This window comes from Clostridium sp. (genome assembly GCF_051650885.1).
GTDB lineage: Bacteria > Bacillota > Clostridia > Clostridiales > Clostridiaceae > Clostridium.
In genome coordinates, this window is record NZ_JBOFRG010000062.1 from 1 (window position 1) to 20,442 (window position 20,442).

Consider the following 20,442-nt stretch of genomic DNA (forward strand, 5'->3'; position numbering starts at 1 on the left):
AATGCAAGCTTTACTTCTCTCATTGCTTCTTTTATATCTTTTTCATTAAGCTTTCCTTTTCCTCTAAGTTTTTTAAAGGTATTTTGAAGCTTTTCTGATAATCCTTCAAAAGCCATATTAAACCTCCTAAATTTTATAAATCTTCTAGTTCTTCTTTAAGCATATCACACTCTACATCATTTATAGAATATTTTTTTCTTAAATTCTCTAAAAGTTTTATAATTTTTTCTTCACGATTTAAGCTCTTTTGAAGTAAGTTTAATTTACTTTCATAGGTTAAAAGTTGTTTTGAACATCTTTTAATCAAATCATGGATTGCTTGCCTACTTGTTTCATTTATCTCTGCAATCTCTGCTAAGGAAAAATCTTCGTTGTAGTACATCTCCATAATATTTTTTTGTTTCTCTGTTAATAATGGTGAATAAAAATCCATTAACATTGAAACTTCAAACCTATCTGTCATAATAATCACCTTACCCACAAAAGAGATTATATATAATATTTCTAAAGGTGTCAAGTATTTTTACTTAACACCTTTGCTTTTTTTAAAATAATGCTTCTGCAAAGCTTTCTGCATCAAATTCTTGAAGGTCGTCAACCCCTTCTCCTACTCCAATATATCTAACTGGTATATCTAATATTTGTTTTATTGAAATAACAACCCCACCTTTTGCAGTTCCATCTAATTTAGTTAATATTATCCCATCAATAGGACATGCTTCCATAAACTGCTTTGCTTGTATTACTGCATTTTGACCTGTTGTTCCATCTAAAACTAAAAGTGTTTCTTTTTTAGCATCTTTATATTCTCTATCTATAATTCTGTTTATTTTTTCTAGTTCATTCATTAAGTTTTTCTTATTATGAAGTCTTCCTGCTGTATCACAGATTAAAATATCAGTATTTCTAGCTTTTGCAGCTGTTACTGCATCAAAAACTACTGCTGCTGGATCTGAACCTTCACCTTGCTTTATTATATCTACGTTAGCTCTTTTGCTCCACACCTCTAATTGATCTATTGCGGCTGCTCTAAAGGTATCTGCTGCTGCAAGTAATACTTTTTTACCCTCAGCCTTGTTCTTAGCTGCAAGCTTTCCTATAGAAGTTGTTTTACCAACTCCATTAACTCCTATAACAAGTATTACTTCTTTCTCTTTTTTCTCATCCTCTTCTTTTTCTTCTGTTCCTTCAAGCATCATGTTCTTTATAACTTCTTTTAATGCCGGCTTTACCATTTGAGGATCATTTATTTTTTCTTCTCTTATTTTCTTTCTAAGTCTTTCTATTATTTCAACAGTTGTATCCATTCCAATATCAGAAGTTATTAACACCTCTTCTAATTCTTCATATAAATCTTCATCAATAGTTACAGCTAGATTTAATGCTTCATTTATCTTGTCTGTAAGTCCATCTCTTGTTTTTGTAAGTCCTGTTTTTAATTTATCAAATAATTTTCCAAACATTTATTATTCCTCCTTATTTTCCATATCAACTGAAACTACTTTAGAAATTCCTTTTTCCTCCATAGTAACTCCATACATTACATCACTTACTTCCATTGTACCTTTTCTATGAGTAATTACTATAAACTGTATTCTTTCTGAGAACTTTCTTAAAAATTCAGCATATCTATTTACATTTGCATCATCTAATGCAGCTTCAATCTCATCAAGTATACAGAATGGTGTAGGCTTCATTTTTAAAATACCAAAAAGCAAAGCAATTGCTGATAATACTTTTTCTCCACCAGACATTAAGTTTATATTTTGAAGTTTCTTTCCTGGTGGTTCTACATTTATTTCAACTCCTGATGTTAATTCATCACCTTCACCTAAAATAAGTTCTGCACTTCCACCTTTAAATAATTCCTTAAAAGTTTCATTAAAGTTTTTATTGATTATTTTGAAATTCTCTTTAAATAAGCCTCTCATTTCTTCAGTCATTTCTTCAATTACCTTTAGAAGTTCTATTTTAGATTTTTCTAAATCATCCCTTTGAGTAGACATAAATTCAAATTTTTCTTTTACCTCTTCAAATTCTTCAATTGCTGCTAAATTTACCATTCCAAGTGCTGATATCCTTCTTTTTAAACCTTGAACCGTATCTCTAAATCCATCAATATTTTCAATTGGTTCAGAAATCTCTATAGCTTCAGCAAATGTTAATTCAATTTCTTCATTAAGTTTTTTATAAAAACTTTCTTTTTCCATATCTTTTTTAGCTTTTTGAATTTGTACTTTATTTAATTCACCTTCATCTTTAGTTATTATTTCTCTAACTTCTAAGATTATAGTATCGATTTTTCTAAATTCATCTTTTAGAATAGCTTTTTTTACTTCATCATCTTTAAATTCTAACTCAAATTTAGCTATTTCTTCTTCATTTTCAAAAATACTATTTTCACTTACTTTAATTTCTTCTTTAAACTTCTCAATATCTAAGCTTGCATTTTCACAAATTTGAGTAAGATTTTTTATTTTATCTTTATTTTCACAATATTCTCTTTCATTTCTTTCAATTTCTCTAATGTTATTATTGTGAGTTTCATCTAGTGTTGCTTTATTTATTTTTAGTTCTACTAAATTTGATTTTAATCTTTCAAGAATTTCTTTATGCTTTTCTAAATTTAAATAAATCTCTTCTTCTTTTTCTTTATTACCCTCTGTAAATTTAGATACTTCTAGAAGCTTTTCTTCTTTTTCTTTTTTACTTCTTGATAATTCCTTTAACTCAGTTTCAATTTCTTTAAATTTACTTTTATTTTGTTGTATACTCTTTTCTACCTTACTTTGTGTGTTCAAGCTATTTGTATACTCATTTTTAGTAGTTGCCATTTGAATTTTCACATTATGCAATTTATCTGTAATATCTAATATATTTTCATCTAAAATACTTCTTTCATTTTTAGATACCTCTAACTCTTCAGTTAAAACTTTTAATTCTTCAGATAATTTAATAATATTTTTTTCAAGCTCTTCAATCTCTCTTTTTCTTCCTAAGACATTTCTAACTTTCCCCTTTATACTTCCACCAGTTAAGGCTCCACCAGCATTTAACACTTCACCTTCTAATGTTACTATTCTAGTTTTATATAAAGTTTCTTTTGCTATTTTAAATGCACTATCCATATCCTTTGCAATTATAGTTCTTCCTAAAGAATATTGGACAATATTTAAATATTTTTCATCAAACCCTACTATCTCAGAAGCTAAACCTATAAATCCATCCATACTAAGGACATTCTTATTTAAATTAAGTTTATTTCCTTTTATTATATCTAAAGGTAATAAAGTTACTCTTCCAAGCTTTTCTCTTTTAAGATAATTTATGATATTTTTTGCATTTACTTCTGTTTCTGTTATAAGATTTGATATCGCATTTCCTAAAGTAGTCTCTATAGCTAATTCATATTCCGGTTTTATAGTTAATATTTCTCCAAGAACCTTAACCTTGCCTTCATTTATTCTCTTGCTATCTACTCTTTCCATCAGGTTTTTAACAGATCTATTATAACCTTCATACTGGTTTTCTAAATCTTTAAGTAAGGCTACATTTGCATTCAATTTACTTATATTTATGTTTTTACCTTTAAGCTCTGTTTCTTTTTTATTTATATCACTTGTTTTCTTTTGAATCTGACCTTTACTTTCTATTAAATCTCCATTTAATTTTTTAAAGTCTTCTTCTAAAGTTTTTATTTTTATACTTAAGCTATTTATAGAGGCCTTATTTATATTAAAGTAATTATTATTTTCTTCTAACTCTTTTAATATTCTTTCTCTTTCTTCTTCCTTCCCTCTATACCTTTCCTTAAATCTTTCTAGCATATTAGTTATATTAGAGTTATTTTCTAATATTTTTATTTCTTCTCTTTTTATTTCTTTAAGAGATTCTTCTAATCTATTTATTTTAGTATTATATTCTCTACTTTCTTTTTCTAATGCTAATATCTCATCTTCTTTTTCTCTTATTAAAGCATTACTATCTAATATTAATTTTTCTAATTTTTCTTTTTGATTTTTAAAATCTTTTATTTTCTCATTTAAGCTATATTCTTCTAATTTATTTTTTTCTATTTCATTTTTTAAATTTTCAATTCTTTCTTTAAGTATTTGAATATTACTTTTAAATTTAGTTATATCTTCTTTTTTCTTGAAATATCTAAACTTTTTATCTGTAGTATTTCTTTCTAATTCTTCTAGTTTTTCTTCTAATTCTCTTAAGCCCTTTATTTTCTCTTCTAATTTTTTTCTTTTTTCTTCAATTCTTTCTTCTTTTTCTCTTAATTCTTCATTTATCTTTTTAAGCTCCACATCAATATCTTTTATGCTATGAACTATTAAAGATACTTCTTTTCCTTTTAATTCTTTTGAAAGGTCTCTAAATTTTAATGCTTTTTCCCTTTCAATTCTTAAAGGCTCTATCCTTTCTTCTATAGTCCCTAATATATCTCTTATACGAACTAAATTATCTTCTGTATTGTTAAGCTTCTTTTCAGCTTCATTTTTTCTATACTTATATTTAACTATTCCAGCAGCCTCTTCTAATAATGCTCTTCTTTCTTCTGGTCTTCCACTAAGTATGGCTTCTATCTTCCCTTGTCCTATTAATGAATATCCTTCTTTCCCTATTCCAGTATCCATAAATAGATTTGTAATGTCCTTTAATCTTGCTTTACTATTATTTATTAAATATTCAGTTTCTCCTGACCTAAATATTCTTCTTGATATTGTAACTTCACTGTAATCTGTACTTAACCTTCCATCTTCATTGCTAAGAGTTAATGATACCTTTGCAAGTCCTACAGGCTTTCTATATTGAGTTCCTGCAAAGATGACATCTTCCATCTTTCCACCTCTTAAGGTTTTAGCGCTCTGTTCTCCTAAAACCCATCTCACTGCGTCTGATATATTACTCTTACCACTTCCATTTGGTCCTACTACTGATGTTACTCCTTTTTTAAACTTTAATTCTGTCTTATCTGCAAAAGATTTAAAGCCTCTTATCTCTAAAGATTTTAAAAACACTAACTCCAACTCCTATCTATGCAAATAACGGTATTAACGTCATAAGAAATATAATCACTAAAAATATTGCTACTACTACCACCATTTTTTTTCTTGTTCTTTCTTTCATAACCTTCACCTCATATTTTCACTTTATTATTTAACAAAACGAGAGTTATTCCCTCTCGTTTTGCATTTTAGTTATTCTCTTTTTCTTCTACTACTAAAAAGCTTCCACGCTTTATTTCGTCATCTATTGTAACTTTAAGCTTATAGCCAGATTCTAAAAGTTTATTAAAATAATTCTTTTTATTTGCATAAAGCTTACTTAAATCTTTAGAATTTATTTTAATTTCACCTTTCTTTTCTTTAGCTAAAGCCTCTTTTATATTCTCATTTATGATAGAACTTTCGACAAGTTCTCTAAAAGCTGGATGAAATGGTCCACTTACCACATCTCCATTAACATTTATAGTGTCTGTTGGCTGAAGACCAACTCTTATTATATTTATATTTTCTTTTTCATATATCTTGTATATTTCTTTAGATACCTCTACAGCTTCTTCTAATGTATATGGAATATATTCTCCTCTTTCATACATCTTTTCCATTGGTGTATCTTTTATTACAAGTGATGGATATATTCTAACTAAATCCGGCTTCATCTGCACTGATTTTTCAGCAGACATTATATCTAACTCTCTATTGCTTCCTGGAAGCCCTGGCATTAATTGATGTCCAAGTGTTATCCCATATTTTTTTATAAGCTTTGATGCAGTATAAACTTCAAAGACCGTATGTCCTCTCCCTGCACTTTTTAATACGTTATCATCTAAAGACTGTACGCCTAACTCTATTATATCTACTTTATAATCTAATAAATAGCTTAAGATATAGTCACTAATAGCATCTGGTCTAGTTGACATTCTTATTTTCTTAACTATCCCTAAATCCTTGAACTCTTTAGCTACACTTAAAAGTTCTCTTTGCTTTTTTTCATTTATTGCTGTAAAAGTTCCCCCAAAAAATGAAACCTCTATCATTGCATCTTTATTTTCTATAGTTTCATAATATTCTTTTATTATTTCTCTAACTTTTTCACCATCAACGCTATCTTTTACACCTGTAATTCTATCTTGATTACAAAATACACACTGATGCGGACATCCTTCAAAAGGAACAAAGATAGGTATTATATAGTGGCTTTTACTCATTTATTACCTCCAGGTTAACTAGAGCTTGTTTTGCAGACTTCTGTTCTGCTTCTTTTTTAGAGTATCCTTCACCTTCACCCATAACTTCGTTATTAATTAACACTCTTGTGTAAAATTTTCTTCTGTGTGGTGGTCCTTCAAACTTAACAAGCTCATATGTTATGTCTACTTCTCCATTCTGTTGTAAGAACTCTTGAAGCTTTGTTTTAAAATCTAGTATTATTTTATTGTGTATAGCTTTATCTATTATGTCGCTAAATTTATTTAATATAAACTCTCTAGCATATTCAAAGCCCTTATCTAGATATATAGCTGCAATTACCGCTTCTATAGCATCCGCTTGTATAGATACACGATTTCTACCACCTGTAAGTTCTTCTCCTCTGCTCATTCTTATATAAGCTCCTATATTCACACCTTTAGCTACTTCATATAAAGAATTTTCACAAACGATTAAACTTCTTATTTTAGTAAGTTCTCCTTCGCTTTTTTCTTTATAATTTTTATATAAATATTCTGTAACACTTAATTGTAATACTGAATCTCCTAAAAATTCTAATCTTTCATTGTACTCTGAATCTTTGTACTGATTTGCAAACGAACTGTGTGTTAGTGCTATTCGCAAGTAACTTAGATTAGTAAATGTAACACCTAATGTGTTCTCCATTTCTTTTAACTTTAATTTGTTCATCTTCCCCTACTCCTCTAAGTTTATTCTTCAATTTCCTCTTAAAAAGGTCAAATTCAAGAATAAACTATTTAATTTTAGTCAATTAAAATCCCGCTTTTTATTGCGGGATTTTTTTACTCTTCTACGTGGTTTTTTACGTAAGTAACTACGTCACCAACTGTTTTGAATCCTTCAACGTCTTCATCAGGTATTTCCATATCTAGCTCGTCTTCTAAAGCCATTATAAGCTCAACTATATCTAAAGAGTCTGCATTTAAATCCTCAAGGAATGATGATTCTAAAGTTATCTCTTCAACATCAACACTTAACTTCTCAGCTATTATATCTCTAATTTTTTCGAACATCTTTTTTCACCTCCTAATCTCTATACAATTAGATAATAGTATATATTAAAATACTAGTCAATATCATAGGTAATAAAAGTTACTTATTTTCATTAATTTCTCTTTTTATTTTCTCTACAACATTAGATTCATGGAATATTCTTGTTTGTTTTATTGCATTTTTAAATGCTTTTCCATCTGAACTTCCATGTGCTTTTATACAAATTCCATTTACTCCAACAAAAGGTGCTCCACCAACTTCTTTGTAATCGAATTTTACTTTTAATTTATTAAAGACTGGTTTTAAAAGCATAGCTCCAACTTTAGGCATAAATGATGCACCCATTATTTCATCTTTTATTATTCCTAGAAGATTTTTTGCTGCTCCTTCATAAAGTTTAAGAACTGTATTTCCTACAAAACCATCACATACCAATACATCAACTTCACCTTTAGGAATTTCTCTTGGTTCAACATTCCCTATAAAGTTTATATGCTTTTCTTTTTTTAATAATTGATGAGTTTCTTTTGTTAAATCATCACCTTTTTCTTCTTCTGCTCCAATGTTAACTAATCCTACTGTTGGATTTTCTTTATTGAATACACTTCCATAATAAATTGATCCCATATTTGCAAACTGAACTAAATATTCTGGTTTACAATCTACATTAGCTCCTGAATCGATCACCATAAAGTTTCCATTTCTTCCTGGCATAATTGGTGCTAAAGCCGGTCTTTCAACTCCTTTTATTCTTCCAACTATTAAAGTACATCCTGCTAAAAATGCTCCTGTACTTCCTGCTGATATTATAGCATCGCATTCACCTGTCTTAACAAGATTTAATGCCTTTACTATACTAGAGTCTTTCTTTCTTCTTACTGCCATAACAGGATGTTCGTTTGTTCCTATTACTTCTTTGGCATCTACTACTTTTATTCTATCTATATTTAAACTTCTTTTTTTAAGTTCTTCATTTATTTCATCTTCTGGACCTGTAATATATATCTCTATATCATTATATAGCTTAATAGCTTCTGCTACACCATCAATAACAGCTCCTGGTGCGTTGTCTCCACCCATTCCATCAATTACTATTTTCATACTTACACCTCACTACCACTAATTTTTCTTTATATTTATCTGGATATAAAGAAAAGAAAGTCAAAAGACTTTCTTTTATTCTGCTGAAGCTACTACTTCTTTACCTTTATAGAATCCACAGTTCTTGCAAACTCTGTGAGCAAGTTTCATTTCATGACATTGTGGACATTCAACTATTCCTGGTAAGCTCGCCTTAAAAGTTTGAGCTCTTCTTGAATCTCTTTTAGCTCTATATGTTTTTCTCGCTGGATTTCCCATGCTTACACCTCCTTATTTTCTAGTAGCGCCTTAAGTCCTGCAAATCTAACGTCTATATTCCCATCATCATTGCATGTGCACGATGACTTGTTTAAGTTTTCTCCGCATTCTTGACATAAGCCTTTACAATTGCTACTACAAATTCTCTTAATCGGTAAGGTTGAAATTATTTCACTTTCAACTATATCTGTGATATTTATCGTATCACCATCTACAAATGAAACATCTTCACTTTCGATTTCAGTATCATTTGTAAACCTTTCTTCTATATCAATATCTATTGGATAGATAAAGGTCTCTAAACATCTTGAACATACTAATTTTAATTTAGTTTTTATGTTTAAGTCAAGTAAAACTTCACCATTATTAGAAATAATGTTTCCTTTTACTATTGCCTTTTCTACTGGAACTATATCTTCACCCGAAAAAGTAAAGTTTTCCATATTAAACTCATAATTTATTTCTTTTTTTCTTTCTTTCTTTGAAATTAAATCTGAAAATAATATTTGCATATTCTTTAGCTCCTATTTTTTTAAATTAAGCCTACTTACAAAATAAATTATTAAGTAAATACACAAGTTGCCCCTTAATAATAAATTATTTTATAAACAAACACAACTTATTATATAAAGGGGCAAGATAAAAGTCAAGATTTTTCGTGTTTTTTCTCTATTTTATTAATTCTAAAGTATCTCTTGCTATAACTAACTCTTCATTTGTTGGTATAACATAAGCTTCTACTCTTGAATTTTCTGTAGATATTTTTGCAATCTTTCCTCTTACATTATTCTTTTCAGTGTCTATTGTAACACCTAAATAATCTAAATCTTTTAATATAGCTTCTCTACAAGTTACTGAATTTTCACCAACTCCTGCAGTAAATACTATTGCATCAGCACCATTTAATGCTGCCATGTATGCACCAATTTGCTTTTTAACAGAATATCTAAATAATTCTAATGCAAGTTTTGCTCTTTTATTTCCTGCATTTGCAGCTTCTTCTATATCTCTAAAGTCTGAACTTACACCTGAAACTCCAAAAACACCTGATTTTTTATTTAAGATAGTGTTTATTTCATCTACTGAATATCCTAAATCAGTAGCCATATATACAACTACAGCCGGGTCTATACTTCCTGTTCTAGTTCCCATTACAATACCATCTAATGGTGTGAATCCCATACTTGTATCTATACACTCTCCACCTTTTATAGCCGCAACTGATGAACCATTACCTAAATGACAAGTTATTATTTTTAAATCTTTTATGTCTTTATTCATAACTCTAGCCACTTCTGCTGAAACAAATTTATGCGAAGTTCCATGGAAACCATATTTTCTTACAGCATGGTCTTCATATATTTCATATGGTAATGCATACATATATGCTCTCTCAGGCATAGTTTGATGGAATGCAGTATCAAATACAGCAACCATTTTTGTATTTGGCATAAGTGCAGTACACGCTTCAATCCCTATTATGTTAGGTGGATTGTGTAATGGTGCAAGTTTAACACAGTCTTCTAATTCTTTCATAACTTCTTCAGTTATTATTACTGATTTAGAATATTTTTCTCCACCATGTACCACTCTATGTCCTACAGCATTTATTTCATCCATTGATTTTATAACGCCATTTTTTTCATCAACTAATGCATTTAAAACTAATCCAATAGCATCTTTGTGATCTTTCATTTCAGTTTCGATTACATATTTGTCTCTACCTTCTACCTTTTGTGTTAAGATAGATCCTTGTATTCCTATTCTTTCTACTAATCCTTGTGCTAAAGCTTCTTCATTTCTCATATCTATTAACTGATACTTTAACGATGAACTTCCACAATTTATTACTAAAATTTTCATAACCTTAATACCTCCGTTACTAGCTTTACTACTTTTCTATTTTTGTGCTTGCGCTTGAACAGCAGTTAGTGCTACAACGTTAACTATATCATCTGAACTACATCCTCTTGATAAATCGTTTATTGGTTTTGCAAATCCTTGACATACTGGTCCTATTGCTTCTGCATTTGCAAATCTTTGAACTAATTTATATCCTATATTTCCTGCTTGTAAGTCTGGGAATACTAATACGTTAGCATTTCCTGCAACTTTACTGTTTGGAGCCTTTTGATCAGCTACTTTTTTAACTATAGCAGCATCTAATTGTAATTCACCATCTATTAAAAGATCTGGTCTTAATTCTTTAGCTTTTTCAGTTGCTGTTCTTACTTTATCAACTAATTCGTGATCTGCACTTCCCATAGTTGAGAATGAAAGCATAGCTACCTTTGGCTCTACTTGACAAAGATTTTTAGCTGTTTCTGCAGTTGCTATTGCTATTGCAGCAAGTTGATCAGCATTTGGATTTGGATTAACAGCACAGTCTGAGAATAATAACATTCCCTCTTCTCCATACTTTGATCCTGGTACAAGCATAATGAAGAAGCTTGATACTACTGAAACTCCTGGAGCTGTTTTTATTATTTGAAGACCTGGTCTTAAAAGGTCACCTGTTGTATGTACGGCACCTGATACCATTCCATCTGCATCATCTAATTTAACCATCATAGTTGCAAAGTATAATGGATCTCTAACTATTTTATCTGCTTTTTCTATAGTCATTCCTTTATTTTTTCTTAACTCATAAAATGCATTTATATATGCTTCTAAGTTTTCAGATGTTTCTGGATCTATTATTTCTACTCCCTCTAAATCAACACCTTGCTCTTTTGAAGCCTTTAATATACTTTCTTTATTTCCTACTAGTATCGGATGTGCTAATCCTTCCTCTACTATTTTTTGTGCTGCAACGATAGTTCTTTGCTCGTCACCTTCTGGAAGAACGATCTTCTTTTTATCACCTTTTGCAGCTTCCCAAATTTTATTCATAAGTTCCATGTTCATTTCTCCTTTCAAGATACGGTAGTATTCTTAGTTAATACTATACTCCTATTTTACTATTTTTCAACAATATTTAAAGACATTTCATTGAAGTTTTTAGATTTGCAATACTACGAATTTTCAGAATATTAACCTCTATTTATTATATTTCCTATTTTGTGCTATACTATCCTTAACAAATTTTAAGAGAGGATGTTTTTAATAGTGAATATTACAGGTATAGTTACTGAATATAATCCCTTCCACTTAGGGCATAAATTACATTTAGAAAGTTCAAAAGAAAATACAAATTCTACTCATACCATTTGTATAATGAGTGGACATTTTATGCAAAGAGGTGTTCCCTCTTTTATCGATAAATGGTCTCGTGCAAAAATGGCAGTTTTAAATGGAGTTGACTTAGTCATTGAACTTCCTTTAATCTATTCGCTTTCATCAGCTGAAGGCTTTTCTTTTGGTGCTATGAAAATTTTAAATGCAACTAACATTGTTAATTCTATCTACTTTGGAAGTGAACATGGAAGTATCGAAAATTTATCAGTTATTTCTGATGTACTTTCTAAAGAGCCCTTAGAATACAAAAGTCTTTTAAAAGAAAACTTAAATTTAGGGCTTCCATTTCACAAAGCTCGTGAAATAGCCTTAACTTCTTATTTAAAGGATGATTCGATCTCTGAAATACTTAAAAATTCAAACAACATTTTAGGTATTGAATATATGAAGGCATTAAAAAGACTCCATAGCAAAATGATTCCTATAACTTTAAAAAGAGAAGGTTCTCTTTATAATGATAAATCTTTATCAAAGACATTTTCTTCTGCAACTTCAATCCGCGAATCATTTTTCAAGGATTCTTCTTTAGAAAATATACAAAAAGATTTACCACCACAGACTTTCCAGTTAATCAAATCATTACAAGACTCTAATTATAATTTTCCTAAAGAAGAAGATATATTTCCATTTTTAAAATATAAAATTTTAACTTCTCCAAATATATTTTCTAATATTCCTACTTTAAGCGAAGGTCTAGATAAAAAAATTTTAAAAGAAATTTCTTCTTCAAATTCTTTATCAGAGCTTATAGAAAAGGTTAAAAGTAAAAGATATACTTATACTAGAATTTCTCGTGTACTTCTGTATATTTTTCTTTCTTTAAATGATTATGATTTAGAAAAGGCCTATGCCGATGCCCTTTACATAAGACCTTTAGCCTTTAATTTAAAAGGAGCTGAAATTCTTAAGCACATAAAAGAGCATTCTGAAATAGATATTTTCACAAAATTACCTAAAAAGATTTGTAACGCTTCTCTAGAGTTAGATATCTTAGGTACAAAAGCTTACTCACTTTTAACAAACTCTATTTCTCCAATGGATGATTATAAAAAATCTCCATTTATCTTAAAAGAGATGTAATATAAGTTATGGTTTAAAACATATAATTTACTATGATTGGAGGTATTTTTATGATTAGTATTTTTGTTTTAGCCATACTTATTTTCTTTTTATTATGTTATTTACTTAAGAGATTCAAAGTAAATAACACTTTTTTAATATGTTTTTTTATTACCATTTTTTCTATCTTATTTTTTTTAGATATCAATACTTCACTTCAAGGTATAAAAAACGGATTCTACCTTTGTTTTAATTCTATCATTCCAAGTATTTTTTCATTCTCTGTAATATGCAATCTTTTAATCTCTTACGATGGGATTTCTATATATGCCAAATTACTCGGTCCACTTATTTGCAAACCTCTTAGGTTAAGCTTAAACTGTTCGTTCATTCTAATTTCTAGCTTTTTATGTGGATATCCTTTAGGTGCAAAATATGCAACTGAAGCCTATAACTCTAATTCTATTTCTAAAGAAGAATACTTTAGAGTATTAAACTTAGCTTCAAATGCAAGTCCTATTTTTATTATAGGTGTTTTAGGTTCTTCCATGCTTGGCAATATCCAACTAGGTTATATTTTACTTTTATCTTCCTTTTTATCAATTTTATTTTTATCTTTTTTTATAAAGCCTAGTAAAACTGATTATCCAAAAGCTTTTATCTACACTAATCATACACCACCTAAATTTGGTTTTGCTTTACAGTCTGCTATTGAAAATGGAATTAAAACCACCTTAAATGTTTGTGGCTATGTAGTTTTATTTTCCCTAGTTTTATCTATTTTAAAGAATCTTACTCTTTTTAGCTCATTATTCTTCACTTTAGAAGAGCTACTTTCCTTACCTAAAAATTTACTTTATGGAATTTTTCTAGGTAGCTTTGAGATAACTAATGGTTGTAATTTAATTTCTTCCATTAATCTTTCCATTCATCTAAAGCTATCTATACTTAGTTTTTTCATATGTTTTGGTGGTATGTCAATTTTTTGTCAAACAGCCTCCTTCTTTAATGAGATTGTTTCTATCAAAAAATATTTCTTTTTCAAATTTATCCAAGGAATTCTTGGCTTTTTAATTACTTTTATTTTATCCTCTACTTTTTTAACATATACAACAGCTTCTCAAGGCTTATATAAAACACCTTCTATTTCTTTATATGTACTTTTTTCAAGCTTAATTTTAATTTTAATTTTTATTATTTCAAAACTTAAAAAAATGTTAGGTAGCTAAAATCTACCTAACATTTTTACTTAAAGCTTCTTAATTCTTTTACGTTTTCTTTTATAGTTGAACATGCACCAACTAAATTGTCATCTATTTCACTTGCAGCTCTTTCAAATGAGATCTGTAAGGATTTGATAAGCTCTATTCGCTTTCTTTCAATCTCTTTTTCCAAATCACTTAAAACACTTTCTGAATACTCTCTTGACCCAATTCTTATAGCTTTAGCTTCTCTTTGAGCTGCCCCTACAATTTCACCGGCTCTTAGCTTAGCTTCTCTAACAAAATCATGATTTTCTACACCATCTCTTTTTATTTTTTCCGCTTCTGCCTTTATTTCTACACTTTCTTTTCTTGCATCATTTATAATTTTATCCCTATTTTCCTCTACCCATCTAGCTTTTTTAAACTCACTTGGAAAATAATTTATTATTTCATCTATTGTATCATGCATTTCACGCCTATCCACCATAACTTTCCCACTCATAGGAACCTTAGCCGCCTTATCAATAGTTTCTTGAAGAAATTCTAAAAGTTCTAATACACCTGTTTCTTTTTTCATTTATTCCACCCCTAATCTTTTATCCTTACTTTTCTCTCAATATCCTCTTTAATGCATGGAGGAACCATAAATGATATATCCCCATTAAACTTACATATTTGTCTTACCGCTGATGAACTAACACATATATTTTTTTCACTACTTATTAGGTATACCGTTTCTATATTTTTATTTAGTATCCTATTTATCGCTTCCATATTTCTTTCATATTCAAAGTCTATTGTATTTCTAAGTCCTTTTAAGACATAGCCAACATTCTTTTCTTTAAGTAAATCTACAAGCATCCCATCAAAACTTATGACTTCTACATTTCCTAAATCTTTTGTGCATTCTCTAATTAATTTAATTCTTTCATCTATTGAAAATAAGCCTTTTTTATCTACATTTATTAATACAGCTACAATAACTTTATCAAAAATTTTCGTTCCTCTTTTTATAATTTCTAAATGTCCATTTGTAATAGGATCAAAACTTCCTGGATAAACTGCAACTTTCATTTTTATTCCACCTCTTCGTATTTATAGAAACAAACTGTTGTATTTCCATATCTTTTGTTTCTAACTAATTTCAAGCTTTCATAACCTTCATAAATTTCTTCCATTGAATCTATTTTAGTTACTATTATTCCATCTTCTTTTAATAAACCATTTTCATAAGTTATTTTTAACGCTTCTGGAATCATTTCCTTGCAATAAGGTGGATCTATAAACATTAGATCAAATTTCTTATTTTTTTTCGCTAGTGTTTTTAAAACTACATAAGAGTCACTATTGTAAGTAAAGCATGTATCCTCAAATTTAAGATTTTGTACATTTTTTCTTAATATAGGATACGTTTGTGAGCTTTTATCTATTAAATGAACTTCTTTTGCTCCTCTACTTGCTGCTTCTAAACCTAAACTTCCTGTTCCTGCAAATACATCTATAACTAAAGCATTTGGGATATATCCTTGTACTATGCTAAACATAGCTTCCTTTACCCTGTCTAATGTTGGTCTTGTTTCATATGTTTCTGGAGACAATAACTTTCTCCCTCTTGCTTTTCCTGCTATAATTCTCACTTTACTTCCTCCCTAGAGTTTTATTATCTAATATTCTATCATATTCCCTATTTTTTCTCAATTTATATCATTTCTTTTTAATTAAAACAGATATATCTTCCTGTATTTTCAATATTTCTTTCTGTTTCTTCTATAAGTTTATTATAATTTGGATTTTTCACTATCCCTTCAGCATCACTTTTAGCTTTAATTAATATTTTCATATCATCATATATATTAGCTAAGATGAAACTTTCATCTCCACTTTGTCTTCTGCCAAACATTTCACCTGACCCTCTTATTTTAAGGTCTTGTTCTGAAATATAAAATCCATCAGTAGATTCCACTAAAATTTCCATTCTTTTTTTAGTTTTATCACTTTTTGCTTTTGCTATTAATATACAATAGGATTCATGGCTACCTCTTCCAACTCTTCCTCTTAATTGGTGAAGTTGTGCTAATCCAAACCTTTCGGCATTTTCAACTATCATAACAGTTGCATTTGGAACATTTACTCCAACCTCGATTACCGTTGTAGATATAATTACTTTGGTTTCTCCATCTTTAAATCTACCTATTATTTCATCTTTTTCTTTAGGCTTCATTTTTCCATGAAGGAATTCAATATCAACACCTCTAAATACACCATATTTAAGTTCTTCATATATTTTTTCTACTGAATTCAGTTCTAGCTTTTCATTTTCTTCTATTAATGGACAAACGATATAAACTTGCCTTCCCTTATCTACTTCACTTCTCGCAAGATTATATCCTGCATCTCTATTATTCTGCTCATAGAACCTTGTATCTACCTTTTTTCTTCCTGGTGGCAATTCATCAATTACAGATACATCCAAGTCTGAATACACATACAAAGCTAATGTTCTTGGAATAGGTGTTGCTGTCATAACTAATACATCAGCTTTTTTTCCTTTTCCAACAAGCCTTGCTCTTTGCTCTACTCCAAATCTATGTTGCTCATCTGTAACTACTAAACCTAGATTGTTTATTTCTACATCTTCTTGTATAAGCGCATGGGTTCCAATCAAAATTAAAGGCTTTTCTTCTCTTGCTCTTTCTTTTATTCTTTTCTTTTCCTTATCTTTTGTACTTCCCGTTAAAAGCTCTACATCTATATCAAAACCATCATATATTTTTTTAGCTTCTTCATAATGCTGACTTGCTAATATTTCTGTCGGTGCCATAAGGACACCTTTATATCCGTTTGTATAAGCATTAAAAAGCCCTATAAGCGCTACTATAGTCTTTCCACTACCAACATCCCCTTGAACTAATCTATTCATTGGATATGTTGAATTTTGATCTCTTAATATGTTTCTTACAACTTCTGTTTGTGCTCCTGTTAAGGGAAATGGTAAACTATCTTTTAGTTCTTTTAATCTGTCAGTCCATTTATATTTTATTCCTACTTCTTTTTTTATACTATCCTTTAAAAGAAGTAACTTCATTGAATATGTAAAAAGTTCTTGAAACTTAAGCCTTGTAATAGCCATTTCTAATCCATTTTTTGTTTTAGGATAGTGTATTTCCCTTATTGCCTTATCTAAAGATATAAACTTATACTTTTCTATAATCTCTTTTGGGAATGTTTCTTTTATTTCTACATTATCTAGAATATCTCCTATAAGCTTAACTAAAAAATTATTTGTAAGGTCTCCCCTTAATGCATACTTAGGAATTATTTCACTTTCTAAAGAATGATTTGAACTTACAATTGGATTAATTACCTCTAATTTATTTCCAACACTTTTAAACTTTCCGAGTAAATTGTACTTTTCATTAAAATTAAACTTACTCCTAATATAAGGTTGATTAAACCACTTACCTTCTATTATATGACCATCATACTCAAATTCTAAAGTTGTTATAGTTTTCCTATTCTTAGTTTGCATATTCCCTTTAAATCTTTTAAAAGTACATGTTAATATTTTTCTTTCACTTTCATCTATTTCTTTAAAAGCTTCATTACCATTTACAAATTCATAATCTCTTGGAAAATATAACAGTAAATCTAAAAGGGTAAAAATCCCTGCCTTATTTAACCTTTCTTTTGACTTTGGCCCAATCCCTTTAATATTTTCAACACCTAAAAATATATCCAAAATGCTATACCCTCCTTTTATTTAGATATTTTTTATCTTAATTAAATAAAAGCACCAAAAGGTGCTTTTATTTCCATTCTATTCTACTGACATTAATAAATAATATAATGGTTGATCACCCTTATATAATTGAACATCACAGTCTTCGTATTTTTCTTCTATTTTAGAAACAAAGCTATTCGCTTCTTCTTCTGTTACATCTTCACCATAGAAGATAGTTATAAGCTCACTATCATCAGTTACAAGGTTTTCTAGTACCTTTTCTCCAACTTCTAGCTTATCACTTCCAACTTCTTTTATCTTTCCTTCAACAAGACCTAACATATTACCTTCTTTAATTTCAATACCATCCATTTCAGTATCTCTTACAGCATATGTCACTGATCCTACCTTAACAGCTTCTAAAAGTTCATTTAACTCTTCTAAGTTTTCTTCAAGCTCAGCATCTTTGTTAAACATTGATAAAAGTGTTATTCCTTGTTGTATGCTTGTAGTTTTAATAACTACAACATTTTTCTCTGAGATTTCAGCTGCTTGGTCTGCTGCCATTATAATATTTTTATTATTTGGGAATATTACAATATTTTCTGCATTTATTTTTTCAACGCAGTCTAATATATCTTGTGTTGATGGGTTCATAGTTTGGCCACCCTCTATAACACTATTAACACCTAAGTCTTTAAATATATTTGCAATTCCATTTCCCATAGCTACAGTTATGAAGCCATACTTTTCTGGTTCCTCTTGCTTCTTTGCATCTTCTCTCATTTTATCGTTAGCTATAAGCTCTCTATGTTCTTCTCTCATATTATCAATTTTAATTTTTGATAATTCTCCAACCTGAACTGCTTTAGCTAAAACTGCACCTGGATCATTAGTATGAATATGAACTTTTATTACATCTTCGTATCCAACAACAATCATAGAGTCTCCCATAGACTCTATATTATCTTGGAACTCTTTTGCTTTTTTAGCATCTCCAAGTATTATAAATTCAGTACAATATCCAAATTTAATGCTATCTGCATCAATAGTTGCACCTGCACCAGTAGCATCTCCACCACCAGCACCTATTTTTATATCTTTAATTTCTGCTTGTATTCCTTCTTTTAAAGCTTCTGTCATTCCTGCAAGAATGATATATAATCCCATTCCACCTGAATCAACAACCTTAGCTTTCTTTAAAGCTGGTAACATTTCTGGTGTCTTATCAAGCATCACTTTAGCTTCTGCCGTTATTTTTTCCATAAATGCTACAATTTCTTGCTCTTCTAATTTTACTGCTTCTTCTGCTGTTGCTCTTATTACTGAAAGTATTGTTCCTTCAGTTGGTCTCATAACTGCTCTATATGCAGCCTTTGACCCTTCTTCAAATGCGTGTGCAAGCCCTTTATAATCTACTGTATCTTTTCCTTCAAGTCCTTTTGAAAGTCCTCTTAGTATTTGTGAAAGAATTACTCCTGAATTCCCTCTTGCCCCCATTAAAGCTCCTTTTGCAAGCTTTTTAGAGACTTCCCCTATTGACTCTGACTGAATATTTTCTATTTCTTTAACAGCCGCTTTGAAAGTCATTGACATGTTTGTTCCTGTATCTCCATCTGGTACTGGGAAAACATTTAGTGCGTTTACAAAATCGCTTTGTTCTGCCAATCTATTACTACCATTTACAACCATATTATAAAAATCACGGCCATTTATTTTTTTAAATTCCATTAGTTTACCTCCTAGACTCTTACCGCTTGAACATTTACTGATATAGACGATACTTTTAATCCTGTATAGTTTTCTATATTATAACGAACCTTTTGAATTATATTATTAGCTATAACAGATATTTTCATCCCATATTCTACCATAATGAAAAGCTCAATATTCAATTTTTCATCTTCAGTTACAGTTATTTTTACACCTTTACTAAAGTTTTCTATTCTTATTAATTCCCAAAGACCTTCTGCGGCACTTTTTGACACCATTCCAACTACTCCATAACATTCCATTGTTGATAGCCCAACAATTTTAGCTATTACTTCTTCTGAGTAATGTACTTTTCCGTTTTCTCTTGAAAATCCAACCATTACTTTTTCCTCCTATACTATACTATATCATATCTATATTTTATCTTAGAAAGCTATTAAATTCAAGATTTATCTTAATTTATAAGTAATATTCTATATTTTTTTATAAAATTCACTTGCAAATTATAATTATATTATGATACAATGAATTCTGTCCTATTGAAGAGATTTTATCTTCACTAACAAGGAGGTGTTTTCAAGTGGCAAGAAGATGCGAAATTTGTAATAAAGGCGTTGTTGCAGGTGTACAATACAGTCACTCACATCGTCAATCAAAGAGAACTTGGGCTCCTAACTTAAAGAAAGTTAAAGCTTTAGTTAACGGAACACCAAAAAGAGTTCACGTTTGTACTAGATGTTTAAGATCTGGTAAGGTTGAAAGAGCAATATAGTTCAAATAAAAAAATGCTTTGCATATTTGCAAAAGCATTTTTTTTATTTTTCACATAACTTCTTATGTATTTATTTACTTTTTCTAAAGAATCTAACTATCTTAGATAAAAATTTTGGTAATTTTATTGCTACTATTTTCA

21 protein-coding genes are annotated in these 20,442 nt (G+C 29.4%); 3 read left to right on the top strand and 18 right to left on the bottom strand.

Features of this window, described 5'->3' with window-relative positions; translation table 11 throughout:
- From ACRC28_RS03215 to pta, 12 genes are all read right to left on the bottom strand, one after another.
- Window positions 1-116, bottom strand: a 116-nt coding sequence (locus ACRC28_RS03215) for a signal recognition particle receptor subunit alpha (protein WP_438542069.1), incomplete at its 3' end; no start/stop codon positions are given.
- A gap of 17 nt (window positions 117-133) precedes the next feature.
- Window positions 134-463, bottom strand: a complete 330-nt coding sequence (locus ACRC28_RS03220; RefSeq protein WP_438542015.1) for a putative DNA-binding protein — start codon at window positions 461-463, stop codon at window positions 134-136.
- Window positions 464-545: 82 nt separating this feature from the next.
- Window positions 546-1,463 (bottom strand): signal recognition particle-docking protein FtsY, encoded by a 918-nt coding sequence (gene ftsY / locus ACRC28_RS03225; RefSeq protein WP_438542016.1) that lies wholly within the window; start codon window positions 1,461-1,463, stop codon window positions 546-548.
- 3 nt (window positions 1,464-1,466) lie between these two features.
- On the bottom strand, window positions 1,467-5,027 hold the full coding sequence (gene smc, locus ACRC28_RS03230; protein ID WP_438542017.1) for a chromosome segregation protein SMC: 3,561 nt from the start codon (window positions 5,025-5,027) through the stop codon (window positions 1,467-1,469).
- Between the two features lie 176 nt (window positions 5,028-5,203).
- Window positions 5,204-6,220, bottom strand: coding sequence for an elongator complex protein 3 (locus ACRC28_RS03235; RefSeq protein WP_438542018.1), 1,017 nt, complete (start codon window positions 6,218-6,220; stop codon window positions 5,204-5,206).
- Window positions 6,213-6,911 carry a ribonuclease III gene (rnc, locus tag ACRC28_RS03240; RefSeq protein ID WP_438542019.1) on the bottom strand — a complete coding sequence of 233 codons (699 nt, stop codon included), beginning with the start codon at window positions 6,909-6,911 and terminating at the stop codon, window positions 6,213-6,215. The genes ACRC28_RS03235 and rnc overlap by 8 nt, the downstream gene beginning before the upstream one ends.
- A gap of 113 nt (window positions 6,912-7,024) precedes the next feature.
- Window positions 7,025-7,255 (bottom strand): acyl carrier protein, encoded by a 231-nt coding sequence (gene acpP / locus ACRC28_RS03245; protein ID WP_438542020.1) that lies wholly within the window; start codon window positions 7,253-7,255, stop codon window positions 7,025-7,027.
- 79 nt (window positions 7,256-7,334) lie between these two features.
- On the bottom strand, window positions 7,335-8,336 hold the full coding sequence (plsX, locus tag ACRC28_RS03250; RefSeq protein ID WP_438542021.1) for a phosphate acyltransferase PlsX: 1,002 nt from the start codon (window positions 8,334-8,336) through the stop codon (window positions 7,335-7,337).
- Window positions 8,337-8,411: 75 nt separating this feature from the next.
- The gene (rpmF, locus tag ACRC28_RS03255) at window positions 8,412-8,594 is read right to left on the bottom strand and encodes a 50S ribosomal protein L32 (protein WP_002597493.1); all 183 of its coding nucleotides are present in this window, start codon (window positions 8,592-8,594) and stop codon (window positions 8,412-8,414) included.
- A 2-nt stretch (window positions 8,595-8,596) separates the two neighbouring features.
- Window positions 8,597-9,106: a YceD family protein gene (locus tag ACRC28_RS03260; RefSeq protein WP_438542022.1), complete on the bottom strand. Its 510-nt coding sequence runs from the start codon at window positions 9,104-9,106 to the stop codon at window positions 8,597-8,599.
- A gap of 157 nt (window positions 9,107-9,263) precedes the next feature.
- The gene (locus ACRC28_RS03265) at window positions 9,264-10,457 is read right to left on the bottom strand and encodes an acetate kinase (protein WP_438542023.1); all 1,194 of its coding nucleotides are present in this window, start codon (window positions 10,455-10,457) and stop codon (window positions 9,264-9,266) included.
- Window positions 10,458-10,493: 36 nt separating this feature from the next.
- Window positions 10,494-11,495: a phosphate acetyltransferase gene (gene pta / locus ACRC28_RS03270; protein WP_438542024.1), complete on the bottom strand. Its 1,002-nt coding sequence runs from the start codon at window positions 11,493-11,495 to the stop codon at window positions 10,494-10,496.
- 195 nt (window positions 11,496-11,690) lie between these two features.
- Between pta and ACRC28_RS03275 the strand changes: the two genes are divergently transcribed.
- A complete protein-coding gene (locus tag ACRC28_RS03275; protein WP_438542025.1) occupies window positions 11,691-12,911 on the top strand; it encodes a nucleotidyltransferase in 1,221 nt (406 codons plus the stop codon).
- Window positions 12,912-12,961: 50 nt separating this feature from the next.
- The gene (locus ACRC28_RS03280) at window positions 12,962-14,119 is read left to right on the top strand and encodes a sporulation integral membrane protein YlbJ (protein WP_438542026.1); all 1,158 of its coding nucleotides are present in this window, start codon (window positions 12,962-12,964) and stop codon (window positions 14,117-14,119) included.
- 16 nt (window positions 14,120-14,135) lie between these two features.
- On the opposite strand, the gene ACRC28_RS03285 is transcribed toward ACRC28_RS03280, so the two are convergent.
- The 6 genes from ACRC28_RS03285 to ACRC28_RS03310 all read right to left on the bottom strand — a co-directional run bounded on the left by ACRC28_RS03285 (window position 14,136) and on the right by ACRC28_RS03310 (window position 19,909).
- A complete protein-coding gene (locus ACRC28_RS03285; protein WP_438542027.1) occupies window positions 14,136-14,672 on the bottom strand; it encodes an ATPase in 537 nt (178 codons plus the stop codon).
- Window positions 14,673-14,683: 11 nt separating this feature from the next.
- A complete protein-coding gene (gene coaD, locus ACRC28_RS03290) occupies window positions 14,684-15,169 on the bottom strand; it encodes a pantetheine-phosphate adenylyltransferase (RefSeq protein WP_438542028.1) in 486 nt (161 codons plus the stop codon).
- Between the two features lie 2 nt (window positions 15,170-15,171).
- Window positions 15,172-15,732, bottom strand: a complete 561-nt coding sequence (gene rsmD / locus ACRC28_RS03295) for a 16S rRNA (guanine(966)-N(2))-methyltransferase RsmD (RefSeq protein ID WP_438542029.1) — start codon at window positions 15,730-15,732, stop codon at window positions 15,172-15,174.
- A gap of 77 nt (window positions 15,733-15,809) precedes the next feature.
- Window positions 15,810-17,834, bottom strand: coding sequence for an ATP-dependent DNA helicase RecG (gene recG / locus ACRC28_RS03300; RefSeq protein ID WP_438542030.1), 2,025 nt, complete (start codon window positions 17,832-17,834; stop codon window positions 15,810-15,812).
- A gap of 78 nt (window positions 17,835-17,912) precedes the next feature.
- Window positions 17,913-19,547 carry a DAK2 domain-containing protein gene (locus ACRC28_RS03305; protein WP_438542031.1) on the bottom strand — a complete coding sequence of 545 codons (1,635 nt, stop codon included), beginning with the start codon at window positions 19,545-19,547 and terminating at the stop codon, window positions 17,913-17,915.
- A gap of 11 nt (window positions 19,548-19,558) precedes the next feature.
- A complete protein-coding gene (locus ACRC28_RS03310) occupies window positions 19,559-19,909 on the bottom strand; it encodes an Asp23/Gls24 family envelope stress response protein (protein ID WP_438542032.1) in 351 nt (116 codons plus the stop codon).
- Window positions 19,910-20,109: 200 nt separating this feature from the next.
- Here ACRC28_RS03310 and rpmB point away from each other — a divergent pair, with 200 nt between their 5' ends.
- Complete coding sequence (rpmB, locus tag ACRC28_RS03315) at window positions 20,110-20,301, top strand: 50S ribosomal protein L28 (RefSeq protein ID WP_438542033.1); 192 nt, start codon at window positions 20,110-20,112, stop codon at window positions 20,299-20,301.
- Window positions 20,302-20,442: the final 141 nt, after the last annotated feature.